General features: G+C 71.9%; 12 protein-coding genes. 5 read left to right on the plus strand and 7 right to left on the minus strand.

Features of this window, described 5'->3' with window-relative positions:
* The first annotated feature begins 46 nt into the window (after positions 1-46).
* The 3 genes from RBS60_RS05555 to RBS60_RS05565 all read left to right on the plus strand — a co-directional run bounded on the left by RBS60_RS05555 (position 47) and on the right by RBS60_RS05565 (position 3,226).
* On the plus strand, positions 47-1,117 hold the full coding sequence (locus tag RBS60_RS05555; protein WP_307956729.1) for a low specificity L-threonine aldolase: 1,071 nt from the start codon (positions 47-49) through the stop codon (positions 1,115-1,117).
* An 82-nt stretch (positions 1,118-1,199) separates the two neighbouring features.
* Positions 1,200-1,793 (plus strand): DUF3000 domain-containing protein, encoded by a 594-nt coding sequence (locus tag RBS60_RS05560; RefSeq protein ID WP_307956537.1) that lies wholly within the window; start codon positions 1,200-1,202, stop codon positions 1,791-1,793.
* 38 nt (positions 1,794-1,831) lie between these two features.
* On the plus strand, positions 1,832-3,226 hold the full coding sequence (locus RBS60_RS05565; RefSeq protein ID WP_307956538.1) for a ribonuclease D: 1,395 nt from the start codon (positions 1,832-1,834) through the stop codon (positions 3,224-3,226).
* Here the strand turns inward: RBS60_RS05565 and RBS60_RS05570 are convergent.
* The 4 genes from RBS60_RS05570 to RBS60_RS05585 are packed head-to-tail and all read right to left on the minus strand — an operon-like array spanning position 3,189 to position 6,180.
* Positions 3,189-3,866 carry a response regulator transcription factor gene (locus RBS60_RS05570; protein ID WP_307956539.1) on the minus strand — a complete coding sequence of 226 codons (678 nt, stop codon included), beginning with the start codon at positions 3,864-3,866 and terminating at the stop codon, positions 3,189-3,191. The genes RBS60_RS05565 and RBS60_RS05570 overlap by 38 nt on opposite strands.
* Positions 3,860-5,107 carry a histidine kinase gene (locus tag RBS60_RS05575; RefSeq protein WP_307956540.1) on the minus strand — a complete coding sequence of 416 codons (1,248 nt, stop codon included), beginning with the start codon at positions 5,105-5,107 and terminating at the stop codon, positions 3,860-3,862. Before RBS60_RS05575 ends, RBS60_RS05570 begins: the two co-directional genes overlap by 7 nt.
* 18 nt (positions 5,108-5,125) lie before the next feature.
* Positions 5,126-5,398: a hypothetical protein gene (locus tag RBS60_RS05580; RefSeq protein ID WP_307956541.1), complete on the minus strand. Its 273-nt coding sequence runs from the start codon at positions 5,396-5,398 to the stop codon at positions 5,126-5,128.
* Complete coding sequence (locus tag RBS60_RS05585) at positions 5,353-6,180, minus strand: hypothetical protein (RefSeq protein WP_307956542.1); 828 nt, start codon at positions 6,178-6,180, stop codon at positions 5,353-5,355. Before RBS60_RS05585 ends, RBS60_RS05580 begins: the two co-directional genes overlap by 46 nt.
* Before the next feature lie 204 nt (positions 6,181-6,384).
* On the opposite strand from RBS60_RS05585, the gene RBS60_RS05590 reads away from it, so the two are divergent.
* Positions 6,385-7,599 carry a thiolase family protein gene (locus RBS60_RS05590; RefSeq protein ID WP_307956543.1) on the plus strand — a complete coding sequence of 405 codons (1,215 nt, stop codon included), beginning with the start codon at positions 6,385-6,387 and terminating at the stop codon, positions 7,597-7,599.
* Positions 7,600-9,768, plus strand: coding sequence for a 3-hydroxyacyl-CoA dehydrogenase NAD-binding domain-containing protein (locus tag RBS60_RS05595; RefSeq protein WP_307956544.1), 2,169 nt, complete (start codon positions 7,600-7,602; stop codon positions 9,766-9,768).
* 115 nt (positions 9,769-9,883) lie between these two features.
* On the opposite strand, the gene RBS60_RS05600 is transcribed toward RBS60_RS05595, so the two are convergent.
* The 3 genes from RBS60_RS05600 to RBS60_RS05610 form a co-directional block, all read right to left on the minus strand.
* Positions 9,884-10,498, minus strand: coding sequence for a hypothetical protein (locus RBS60_RS05600; protein WP_307956545.1), 615 nt, complete (start codon positions 10,496-10,498; stop codon positions 9,884-9,886).
* A 122-nt stretch (positions 10,499-10,620) separates the two neighbouring features.
* Entirely contained in the window at positions 10,621-12,252 is a 1,632-nt protein-coding gene (locus RBS60_RS05605) for an ABC transporter ATP-binding protein (RefSeq protein ID WP_407073420.1), read from the minus strand.
* On the minus strand, positions 12,249-12,959 hold the full coding sequence (locus RBS60_RS05610) for an energy-coupling factor transporter transmembrane component T (RefSeq protein WP_374049227.1): 711 nt from the start codon (positions 12,957-12,959) through the stop codon (positions 12,249-12,251). Before RBS60_RS05610 ends, RBS60_RS05605 begins: the two co-directional genes overlap by 4 nt.
* Positions 12,960-12,968 lie beyond the last annotated feature (9 nt).

Consider the following 12,968-nt stretch of genomic DNA (forward strand, 5'->3'; position numbering starts at 1 on the left):
GACTGTGACTTCCTTCCCCTCTGCTTCTGACGTGTCTGCGCACGCCCTGTCCCCCTCGGCCCCGGCCGGATGGCCCCTGCACGACGCCTCGGTCCGCGGCTTCGCGTCCGACAACTACTCGGGCGCCCAGCCCGAGGTGCTCGCGGCCCTCGCGGCGGCGAACGGCGGGCATCAGGTCGCCTACGGCGAGGACGAGTACACGGCGCGGCTCCAGAGCGAGATGACCGCGCTCTTCGGCGCCAGCGTCGAGGCCTACCCGGTGTTCAACGGGACGGGGGCCAACGTCGTGTCGCTCCAGTCGCTCGTGCCGCGCTGGGGCGCGGTCGTGTGCGCGACGACGGCCCACATCAACGTCGACGAGAACGGCGCCCCGGAGCGCGTGGGCGGGCTCAAGCTGCTGTCCGTGCCCGCAGAGGACGGCAAGCTCACCCCAGAGCTCATCGACCGCGAGGCCTGGGGCTGGGGCGACGAACACCGCGCACAGCCTCTCGCGGTCTCCATCACGCAGACCACTGAACTGGGCACGCGGTACTCGGTGGCCGAGATCAAGGCGATCACCGACCACGCGCACGCCCTCGGCATGAAGGTCCATATGGACGGCGCACGCCTCGCGAACGCCGCCGCCGGCCTGGCGATCCCGGTCCGGGAGTTCACCACGGACGCCGGCATCGACGTGCTCTCGTTCGGCGGGACGAAGAACGGCATGCTCTTCGGCGAGTGCGTCGTAGCCCTCAGCCCCGAGGCATCGCGGGGCCTGACGTACCTGCGCAAGATGGACATGCAGCTCGCCTCCAAGATGCGGTTCGTCTCGGCGCAGTTCCTGGCCTTGCTGGAAGACGACCTGTGGCTGCGCTCGGCCGCCCACGCCAACGCGATGGCGGCGCGGCTGCGCGCAGCGGTCGAAGGAGTTGACGGCGTAGAGCTCACCCAGGCGACCGAGTCCAACGGAGTCTTCGCGATCCTGCCCGAGGGGGTCGCGGATCGTCTGCGCGCACGGTTCCGCTTCTACGACTGGAACCCTGCACGGCGTGAGGTCCGCTGGATGTGCTCCTTCGACACGACGGAGGACGACGTGGACGCGTTCGCTGCCGCGCTCAAGGAGGAAGTGGCCCGCTAGGCGGCTCGGCCTCCCGAGCGGGCCCAGCACCCAGCTCCGGCGTGCCGCTCCCCCCAGACTCGTGGGCCCGGCGTACCCTGTGATGGTGACCGCATCAGCACATCTGCCTGCGGACTTCTTGGCCGCCCTCCGTTCCTTGCGGAGTGCCACGAGCGCGGCTCGCCCGGGGGGCCTCCGCCTCGAAGAGATCCCGGCACCCGCACGGCTCGCCAAGTACGCCGTGGCGCTCGAGGCCGACGTCATCGAGGGAGACGAAGAGCTCGCCACGGGACGCTTCATCGTCCTGCACGATCCCGAGCCGCCCGAGGTGTGGGCGGGCACGTTCCGTGTCGTGACCTACATCCGGGCGCAGCTCGAGCCGGAGATGGGCAACGATGCGCTCCTGGGCTCGGTGGCATGGACCTGGCTCGTCGAGTCCCTCGAGAAGCACCACGCCCAGTACACCGCAGCGGGCGGAACGGCCACCCGTGTGCTGTCCGAGACCTATGGGACCCTCGCAGACCGCAGCGACACGATCGACATCGAGCTGCGGGCCTCCTGGACTCCGGCCGGCCCTGATCTCACCGACCATCTCGAAGCCTGGTGTGACATGGTGGCGACGTTCGCCGGGGTGCCGCCACTCCCCGCCGGCGTCTCCGCGCTCCCCCGCCGCGGCCGCCGGGCCGAGTCCCGTTGACCGGTGAAATCCGACGACGGCGCTAGACTGGCGGAATCATGACCGCGGAGCCCCAGGACGACACCCACGAAAGCACGGGGACGGGAGCGGGCGGCGGACCGCGGACGGGCCCGGAGGCCGATCCGGACTCGGAGCCCAGCAGAGCAGTTCCGAAGGACGCTCCGCAGAGCATCGTCGTCGACGGCTTCGAAGTGCCCATCCCGGCCGTCGTCGAGCTCGACGAACCGCGCGATGGCGTTCCGCTGGTCATCTCCACCCCTGAGGGGCTCGAGCGCGCTGCCACCGCGCTGGCAGCGGGCACAGGTCCGGCAGGCGTCGACGCCGAGCGCGCCTCGGGCTTCCGCTACGGCCAGCGCGCCTTCCTGGTGCAGATCCGGCGCGATGGGGCGGGGACCTGGCTCATCGACCCCGAGGCGTTCGAGGACCTCTCAGTCATCAACGAGGCGCTCTCGGGCGTCGAGTGGATCATCCACGCCTCGACGCAGGACCTTCCCTGCCTGTCCGAGCTCGGGATGTGGCCCGATGAGCTGTTCGACACTGAGCTCGCCGCGCGTCTGGCGGGCCTTCCACGCGTGGGCCTCGCCGCCGTCGTCGAGCAGATGCTCGGGTTCGGCCTCGCGAAGGAGCATTCGGCGGCCGACTGGTCGACGCGCCCCCTCCCCGAACCCTGGCTGCGCTATGCGGCGCTCGACGTCGAGGTTCTCGTCGAACTGCGCGACGAGCTCGCGGACCTCCTCGAGTCTCAAGGCAAGCTCGGCATCGCTCAGGAGGAGTTCGCCGCGATCCTGGCCGCGGGCCTCCCCGAGCCCAAGCCCGAACCCTGGCGCCGCACGTCCGGTGTGCACCAGATCCGCGACCGTCGCGAACTTGCGGCCGTCCGTGAACTCTGGCTCGAGCGGGACGCTCTGGCCCAGAAGCGGGACATCGCCCCCGGCAAGCTCATTCCGGACTCTGCGCTCGTCGCCGTAGCCCGCGCGATGCCCACCACCGTGCCGCAGTTGCTCACCACGAAGGGGTTCCACGGACGGGCTGCGCAGCGCGAGGCACCGCGCTGGCTGAGGGCGATCTCGGCGGCGCGGCGCCTCGACGAGCTTCCCCCTCTCCACGTCTCCAGCTCGGGACCGCCTCCGCCCCGCGCGTGGGACGATCGCGACCCCGCGGCCGCCGCACGGCTCAAGACCGCCCGCCCACGCATTGCCTCGGTCGCCGAGGGCCTCGGGATGCCCACGGAGAACCTGCTGACTCCGGACTACCTGCGCCGGGTCGCCTGGCGGCCACCCGAGCCGCTCACCGATGAGTCCCTCGCCTCCGCCCTGCGGGACCTGGGCGCCCGCAAGTGGCAGATCGCGCGCGTGGTCCCCACGCTGCTCGACGCGTTCGAGCACCCCGAACCCCTCAAGCCGAAGGAGCGCGGGGCGTCCGGGGATCAATGAACCCGGCCTCATCGGCGGCGATGACCGCCTGCGTCCTGTCCCGGACCCCGAGTTTGGCGAGCACGGACCCAACGTGCGTCTTGACCGTCTCCGACGCCACGAACATCGTCGCGGCGATCTCGGCGTTTCTCATCCCTCGGGCCACCGCACGCAGCACGGCCTCCTCGCGCGGCGTGAGCCGGGCCCAGCCTTCGCCGCGTTGCGGCACCTCCTGCTCGGAGCCCTGCGCCGCGTGCGCGGCAAGGGCACGGATGGCCTCAGGGAAGACGAGACTCTCGCCCGCGGCAACTGCCTCGATGGCGGTGGCGAGTTCCTCGGGCCGGGCGCGTTTGAGCAGGAATCCCGACGCATCAGCCCGGAGCGCCGCGAAAACGTAGTCGTCGCTGCCGAACGTCGTGAGCACGAGAATCTTGGGCGGCGACGGCCGAGAGACAAGGATCCGGGTTGCCTCGATGCCGTCGATTCCCGGCATCCGCACATCCATGAGCACGACGTCGGGCCGGACCTCGCGCGCGACGCTCACCGCCTCCGCGCCGTCCGCGGCCTCGCCCACAACGTCGATCCCCCCGGCCGCGGCGAGCAGGGCCCGCAGGCCCGAGCGGACCAGCGCGTCGTCGTCCGCGAGCACCACCGTCACCATGGGTCTCCGCCCTCCATCCGGTCTCCTCTGTCGCCCAGCGGCAGGGCACCGACCACCGTCCACGTCCCGTCGCTCCGGCCCGCCTCGAGGCTGCCTCCCCGAAGGAGCACCCGCTCGCGCAGGCCGAGCAGTCCCCGGCCCGTGGACGGCGTGCCGGGCCTCGCGCACACGAGCGTGCCCGGGTCAGAGGGGTTCGTGACACGGATCCGCAGCCACGCGCCGTCGAGCGCGAGCCACACGTGGGCCACCGGCTCGGCGCCGTGCCGCAGCGCGTTCGTCAGTGCCTCCTGGACCATCCGGTACGCCTCGCGGGACGCCCCCGCCGGCAGCGCGCCAGTCCGGCACGCGCGATCGGCGGTCAGGTGGACGGTGAGGCCCGCGGCGCTGAACGTGGCAACCAGCTCGTCGAGCTGCGCGAGCCCGGGCGGTTCAGCCAGCGTGCCCGAGGCCTGGGGGCTTCCCGGGTCGCGGAGCACCGCGAGCGCGGCGTCGAGCTCCCCCTGGGCCCGGCGCCCGGTCTCCTCGACTGCTGTGAGCGCCGCGTAGGCCGCGCCGGGATCAGTGCCGAGCTGGGCCCGTGCCGCGGCCGCTTGGAGCGTCGTCACGGTGAGCGCGTGGCCGATCGAGTCATGGAGTTCGCGGGCGAGGTGGTTCCTTGCCGCGGCGGCGCGGGCCTCGCGTTCGGCGAGAGCCACCCGCTGTCCCGCGGAGGGCCCGAGCAGGAACGCCGCCCATCGGGGCAGCTGCGATACGACCACGGTCAGGAGCGCCGCCGAGGCGAGCGTGCCCGCGGACAGCAGCACCGCCGTCGTGCCCGTACCGACGCCCTCGAGCAGGCCTGGGATCAGGCCGGGGCCGCCGCCCAGCGCGTCGACGGCGACCGCAGCGGTCGCGGGGAGGAGAATCACGAGGAAGACCGCCGCGAGGAACCCTGTGGCGAGGTGGACGCCGAACCAGAGCGCGGCTCGGAGCACGTCGCCTAGCTCAGCAGGGGGCGCGTCTCGGCCCAGCCGGGTCCCGAGGAGCTCGTCGGAGGCTGTGCGTTCGAGGGACGCCGTGACACGCAGCGCCGCTGGCACCGCGAAAAGGCCGATCGCCACGCCCGTGCCGAACAGCGGCGCGAGCGGATTGACCGACCCGAAGCGGTAGAGGGCAATCGCCCACACGACGACAGCGACATACGGGGCGGACAGCAGGCTGCCGAGCAGGACGAACAGGATCCGCTTCACCAACCGCGCCATGGCTCCCATTGTGATCCCTCAGGCGCTGCGGCCGCAGCGGTGGCACACGCCGCGCCGGCGCAGCCAATACGCGACGGCGGCCGTGGCGAGGGCCACCGACCAGAGTGGCCACAGCAGCCCAGGACCGAATGCGCCCCAGTCGGACCATGTGAGGCCCGAGGGCGCGTCCGAGGACATGGCGAGCCCCGCTCGGACCATCATGACGCTCGCGGGAACGAGCATCGCGGCGACTGCCAGTGCCGGGATCAGGGCCGCGAGGGGTGCGACCCTCCTGCCGCCGAGCCATGGCACCCACGTGGGGATCCGCTCGCCCCACCGGGCCACGAGGCCCCACGTGAGGGAGGCGCCCAGAGTGGCCATCGACGCGAGACCGGCGGCGGCCGCGAGCCCGCCTCGTCGCGGAGGGACGCGTACGCCGTCGCGTTGATCCCCAGCGGAATGCCGGCAACCCACGCGAAGCGCGTCGTCGCGTAGACGAGGGGGATGGCCACGGCCGTCCACGTCGCGAAGGTGACCCAATGACGCGGCGACCGTGGGGCGCCGTCGTGCGTGTCACGACGGCCGCACGCGGCGCACCGGCCGCGGTTTTCCCGCACGGCCACGACGGCCGCTCCCGCCCACAGACCCGCGACGGCCAGGACTGCGTACTCGTTGACGAACTGGTCCCACGGGATGTCACGGCCGTCGAACCAGGCCGGGTCCGAGAACGCCTTGACCACGAGCAGGGGGAGGTACCCAGCGACGGCAAGCATGCCGGATTCCGCAATGAGCGTGAGGAATGCCAGGGCCACGGCGGCCGCGAACGCGACGGCGCCCCCTGTCAGGAGCGCGGACGGCGCCCGGCGCCGCGACAGGAGGGCGCCGAGCCCTGCGCCTGCCAACGCCGCGGCAACGGCCACGCCCGCCGCTGGCTCCCACGGCCATCCGCTGCTGAGGAGGTCCGGTGACGGCCTTGTGCCGGCACCGAGCGGGTACGGGTGTCCAAGGGCGATCCACCCCAGGACAGCCGCGGCATAGGCGAGCGATGCGAAGCCCGCGAGGGGTGCAATCCTCCTCGGCTGTGTGTGGCGCAAAGGGCGCGTGTGAGGTGTGCTGGATGCCATGCTTGTTCTCATGGCTCCAGCCTCCTCGTGGCGCTGGATGCAGGCCTCCCTCGTGAGAGTGGACCCTCTCCCCCGCAGGGGGTGCTTTCCGACCGGATTGCACTCGAAGTTACTCATCAGTAACATGAAGTGTGAGGGCGGCCACGCCCTGTCGAGACATCCAAGGAGCTGTCCATGGCCAGCAGGCACATACGCGACGTCGTCTTCGTCGACGGCGTCCGCACCCCGTTCGGCAAGGCCGGCGAGAAGGGGATCTACCACGGCACCCGCGCCGACGACCTCGTGGTGAAGACCATCCGCGAACTCCTGCGCCGCAACCCGTCGCTGCCCGCGGAGCGGGTCGACGAGGTCTCCATCGCCGCCACGACCCAGACGGGAGATCAGGGCCTGACGATCGGGCGCACCGCCGCACTCCTGGCCGGCCTCCCGCGCAGCGTCCCGGGCTTCGCGATCGACCGTATGTGCGCGGGCGCCATGACGGCGGTGACCACCACAGCCAGCGGCATCGGCGTCGGCGCGTACGACGTCGTGATCGCGGGCGGAGTCGAGCACATGGGCAACCACCCGATGGGCCAGAGCACCGACCCGAACCCGCGTTTCATGTCGGAGCGGCTCGTCGACCCGGCGGCGCTCAATATGGGCAACACGGCTGAGAACCTCCACGACCGCTTCCCGGCCATCACCAAAGAGCGCGCCGACGCGTACGCCGTGGCGTCGCAGGCCAAGCTGGCCGCCGCCTACGCGGATGGCAGGATCCAGCCGGACCTCGTGCCGGTCGCGACCCGCCGCCCGGGCGAAGGCTTCGGGCTCGCAACGGCGGATGAGCCCCCGCGGGCCGGGACCACCATGGAAGACCTCGCGGGGCTGCGCACCCCGTTCAGGCCCCACGGCCGCGTCACGGCTGGCAACGCCGCGGGCCTCAACGACGGTGCGACCGCATGCTTGCTCACCTCGGCGGAAGCGGCCGACGAGCTGGGCCTCACGCCGAAGATGCGGCTCGTCTCGTTCGCGTTCGCGGGCGTCGAGCCCGAGGTCATGGGCATCGGCCCCGTTCCCGCCACCGAGAAGGCACTCGCGAAGGCCGGCCTCTCCATCGAGGACATCGGCCTCTTCGAGGTCAACGAGGCGTTCGCCGTCCAGGTGCTCAGCTTCCTCGACCACTTCGGGATCGACGACGACGATCCGCGCGTCAACCGCTATGGTGGCGCCATCGCCGTCGGGCATCCCCTCGCCTCCTCCGGTGTGCGACTCATGACCCAGCTCGCGCGCCAGTTCGCCGACGACCCGAGCGTGCGCTACGGAATGACGACCATGTGCATCGGACTCGGCATGGGCGGCACCGTCATCTGGGAGAACCCCAACCACCCCGACTACGGAAAGGGCGAGTGAATGACCGCCGCACCCCAGCCCACGCAGCCCTCACGCTTCGACTCCTTCGCCCCGCTCGCCGAGCAGGTTCCGCACGAGATCGTCACGCACTCGCTCGTGAACGACGTCGTCCTGCCGGGCCGCGACGGCGGACGCGTCACGATCGCCCTCGTGACCCTCGACAACGGCCTCGACCACAGCAAGCCCACGACGCTCGGGCCGAACACCCTCATCGAACTCGGCAAGACCCTTGAGGTCCTGCACGCCCGCGCGGCGACAGGCGAGATCAACGCCGTCGCCGTCACCGGCAAGCCGTACTTCCTCGTCGCCGGCGCTGACCTCTCCACCGTCAAGACGCTCGAGGATCCGGCGGCCGGAGAGAGCATGGCGCGCCTCGGCCACGCCGCCTACGACCTCCTGGACGACATGGGTGTGCCGACCTTCGCGTTCATCAACGGCGTGGCGCTCGGCGGCGGCCTCGAGATCGCGCTCGCCTGCACCTACCGCACCGTCTCCGCCGCCGCCCAGGGCATCGGGCTCCCCGAAGCGTTCATCGGCCTCGTGCCGGGCTGGGGCGGCGTATGGCGCCTCCCGCGGCTCACGGGCCCTGAAGCGGGAATGAAGATCATGCTCGAGAACCCACTGAACGGCAACCGCTCGATCGGCGGGAAACAGGCGTTCGAGCTCGGGATCGCCGATGCGCTCTTCGAGCCGGCGGACTTCCTCGAGCAGTCCCTCGCCTGGGCTGCGTCGGTGATCGCCGGAGAGACCGCCGTGGAGCGGCCGAACGCCGTCGAACCACTGACCGACCCGGCCGTGGCCCAGCGGTGGTCTGCCGCGGCGAAGGCCGCCCGCGCGTTCGTCGCCGCGAAGACGTCCAACGCGGCCCCCGCACCCCTCAAGGTCCTCGACGTGTTCGAGGCGGGCCGGACGGCGACGCAGAAGGAATCTGCCGAGCTAGAGGTTGCCGCGCTCACCGAGCTCATGCAGACTCCGCAGTTCCGCGACACCGTGTACGCGTTCCTCGACCTGGTCCAGAAGAGGGCCAAGCGGCCCGCGGGGGCGCCCGACCCGAAGCTGGCGCGGCCGATCACCAAGGTCGGCATCGTTGGCGCGGGCCTCATGGCGGGCCAGCTCGCCCTTCTGTTCGCGCGGCAGCTCAAGGTGCCGGTCGTCATGACGGACATCGACCAGGCGCGCGTGGACAAGGGCGTGGCGTACGTCCACGCCGAGGTAGACAAACTCCTCGCGAAGGGCCGCGTCTCCCGCGACGCCGCGAACCGCACCAGGGCGCTCGTCACCGGGTCCGCCTCAAAGGCCGAGTTCGCGGACGCGGACTTCGTGATCGAGGCAGTGTTCGAGGAGCTCTCGGTCAAGAAGCAGGTCCTCGCGGAGGTCGAGGCCGTGGTCAAGCCCGAGTGCATCCTGGCGACCAACACGTCCTCGCTGTCCGTCACTGCCATGGCCGAGGACCTCGCGCACCCCGAGCGCGTCGTCGGCTTCCACTTCTTCAACCCGGTGGCCGTGATGCCGCTCATCGAGATTGTGCGCGCCCCCGAGACCGAGGAAACCGTGCTCGCCACGGCGTTCGCGCTCGCGAAGGGCCTGAAGAAGACTGCGGTGCTCGTCAAGGATGCCGCCGCGTTCGTCGTGAACCGGGTGCTCCTGCGGCTCATGGGCGAGGTCACTGCGGCGTTCGACGAGGGCACCCCGGCCCAGATCGCCGACTCCGCGCTCGCGCCTATGGGCCTTCCGATGACGCCGTTCGTGCTCGCCGAGATGGTGGGCCTGCCCGTGGCCCAGCACGTTGCCGAGTCCCTTCACGCCGCGTTCGGCGACCGCTTCCACGTGTCTGCGAACCAGCAGGCGCTCATCGACGCGGGAATCAAGGGACTCTGGACCACGACGCCGGATGGCGGCAAGGAGATCCCCGCCGAGACGCTTGCCGTCCTGCGGTTCGGCGACACGCCCTCGACCTCCGAGCAGGTGCTGACGCGCTGCCAGGACGCCTTGGCGGAGGAGATCGGGTTCATGCTCGCCGAGGGCGTTGTGGCTGGCCCCGAGGACGTCGACCTGTGCATGATCCTCGGCGCGGGCTGGCCCATGCACTTGGGCGGCATCACGCCGTACCTCGACCGCGTCGGCGCCTCCCAGCGGGTCAACGGGAAGCCCTTCCACCAGGCGTCCTGAGGCGCCAGAGACCCCACAAGTCACCGCCAGAGACCCCACAACTCCACACCCAGGGTTGTGGGGTCTCTGGCGGCCCGTTGCGGGGTCTCTGGCGGCTGGTCGAGCGCGCACGCGCTCAGTCGCGTGGGAAGCCCGCCGTCAGGAAGGCACCGAGCCGCTCGCCGAGGCCGTCGAGGGCCTCGGCTCCAGAAGGACTCGCGAAGCAGAGTGCGCCGGCCCACGAGCTGCGGACCACGGCCCCGCCATGCGTCCAGTGGCTTGCGACGCGGACCCCGCCAGCGGTCACATCAAAGCGCTCGGCCCACACCGTCCGCCCGTCGGGAAGATCGACGGGCTCCTCCGGGTGTCGCCGGACCTCGGCCGGAGCCGGGGTCTCGTGCGGTGCGGCGTCCTCGACCCGCCGGTACGTGGCTGCTTCGCGGGCGGAGCCGGCAAGCTGGGAGACCAGGAGATACTCCCCGCTCGCGGGCAGCGTGTCGGCGTCGTGACCGGCCTCGTCTCGGCGCGCGCCGGCACACAGGCCGCCCGGCTCCTGCCGGAACCTGAAGGCCTCCCACGTCTCGCCCGACGCAGTGAGCCGGATGAGCGACTCGGACGCGAAGAAGGTCCCCGAGCCGTCGTCGAACGCGATGCGGGTGGTGAGCACATCGCCGTCGAACGCCCGGCAGACGGCACCCCGCCGCACCCCGGCCACCCAGAAGCCCTCCCACCGCTCCCACGCAGCGCGCACGCGCCCTCCTCATGCTCTCGGGCCACTGCCTTACGCGGCCGTTCTCAGCCCGTTGCCCTAGCGAAGAACATTACCGGAACGGCCCGGGCCGTCGGCTCCGCAAGCCGGCGCTTCCGCGCCGATCAGGCAGCCACGAAGCGGCCGCCCTCAAGGGCAAGCACCCGATGTGCGTGACGCCTCGCCCAGCCCAGCGCATGGGTGGAAAGCACGACGCCGCACCCCTCCCGCGCGGCCTCGGCGACCACGGACTCGAGCCGGGCAAGACCGTGCCGGTCGAGCCCCACGGTCGGTTCGTCGAGCAGCAGCACCCGAGGACTCCGCGCGATCACTGTCGCGAGCGCGACGAGCCTCTGGCCCGAGACCGGCAGGTCGTAGGGGTGCTCGCCGGCACTGCCTTCAAGGCCGACGGCGCGCAGCGCCTCGAGCGCGCGCCGCTCGGCGACGTCCCGCGGCACACGAGGGCGTCCGCGCGCAGCGATGCGGAGCCCGAAGGCGACCTCACGCAGCGCGGTGCGCTCGAACAGCTGGTCGCGCGGCTCCTGGAACAGGGTGCCGACGTGTTCGGCGACGCGCCCGGCCGGGAGGCCCGCGATGTCCTGACCGCCGATCCGCACTCGGCCGGAGCCCGGGCGCACGAGCCCCCCGAGGTGCCGCAGCGCGGTGGACTTCCCCGCGCCGTTGGGGCCCGTGATCGCGACCACCTCGCCTGGGCGCACCTCGAGGTTGGCGTCGATGAGCACGCTGCGCTGCCCGTCCGGGGCGGCACCCGGATAGGCGAACGTCACCCGGTCCAGGACCGCCAGAGGGGCACCACGGGAACCCTCGCGGGTCTCGAGGCCCTCGGACGCGGCGGAGCCCTCCGAGGCCGCTGAGGACCCGGAGTGCGAGGCCGAGGTGCTGGGCGCCTCCGGCCCATCGGGGTATGCCGGCTCGTCGGAGGAGACCGTCCGATCGGGGTACCCCGGTTCCGCAGGGTCGCGGGGCAGCACCCCAGAGCGTCCGAACGCCGCGGACGCGAGGACCTCCGCGGGTCGACCTGCCGCGACGGCAGTGCCGCCGTCGAGGAGGATCCAGTGGTCGGCGCAGCGGACGAGCCCATCTGCGCAGGAGCCCGCCACGACCACCGCGGCGCCGCGGGCGCGCTCGGCGTCGACCAGACGGGCAAGTGCCGCGCGTCCATCGGCATCGAGGGAGGCCGCCGGATCGTCCAGGACCAGAACGGCAGGCTCGCCGACCATCGCGCACGCGAGGGCGAGCCGACGCTCCTCTCCCCCGGAGAGACCGGCCGGATGCCGGTGAAGATGGGCCGCAAGGCCGACGGCGCGCGCGGCCTCCTCGACGCGCGCTCGCATCCGCTCGCGGGGAAGACCGCGATGCTCGAGCGTGAAGGCGATCTCCTCGCCGACGGTCGCTGAGGCACCGGTGAGCAGATCGGCCGCCCGCTGCGGGACGAACGCGACGTGACGGCCCCACGCGCCCAGACTGAGGCGGGGATCGTCGGGGGTCCCATGGAACGCGAGCCGAGTCGAGCTTCCGGCAAGCTCGAGATGCCCCTCGAACCTGTTGCGTCCGCCGGTCAGGGCCCAGCCTGCCAGGATCTTCGCGAGCGTCGAAGTGCCGCTTCCCGAGCCCCCGAGCACTGCGGTGAGGGTCCCCTCCCCCAGCGCAAGACTCACGTCACGCAAGAGCTGGGGGGCGCCGTCGTACGCGAAGCGCGTGACCTCAGCCGCGAGAAGCGTGTTCGGCACCTTCATCCGGCACCACCGGCGAGAGCCTCGGCGACGGCCCGAACCACCACCGAGCCGACGATCCCGACGCAGGCGGCGGCGAGGGCCCAGCGGAGGACGCGCTGCACCGCCGAGTCGGGCTCGTCGACATAGGAGGTCAGCGGGCCGGGAAGCCGCTGGCCGCGTGCGTCGAGGGCCGTGGCCCGTTCCCCCGCCTCGTCGACGAGAGCGAGGACAAGCGGTAACGCCTGGAGCCTGGCCGCGAGGATCCGTCCGCCCGGTCCCGGCCTGACCACGAGTCCGCGGGCCTCCTGCGCCTCGCGGATGCGCCACATGCGTTCGGCGACGGTCGAGGCCAGTCCGAGGGCGGAGGCCAGCACGTACCCGAGCGGGGCGGGCACGCCTCGCCGCAGCAGCGCGACCCGCAGCACCGCGATGTCGACCCACACGGAGAACGCGAGCATGACGACGACGAGCGCGGCCGTGCGCAGCACGAACCCGCCCGCGTACGCGAGACCTTCGACGGTCACCCGTGCGGGACCGAACGAGGCGAGCACGGTGTGGCCCTCGGGGAAGAAGAGCCCGTGGATCACCAGAGCCCACAGCGCGAACGGAGCGACCACGACTGCGGCCGTCGCCCCGACGCGGCGCAGGGTTCCCGCCCGTGCCGCCGCAGCTGCGCCCCCCACGATCGCGACGATCCACACCGCCGCATGGGGCCATGCGAGGCACACGACGACACC

Source organism: Sinomonas sp. ASV486 (assembly GCF_030908215.1).
GTDB lineage: Bacteria > Actinomycetota > Actinomycetes > Actinomycetales > Micrococcaceae > Sinomonas > Sinomonas puerhi.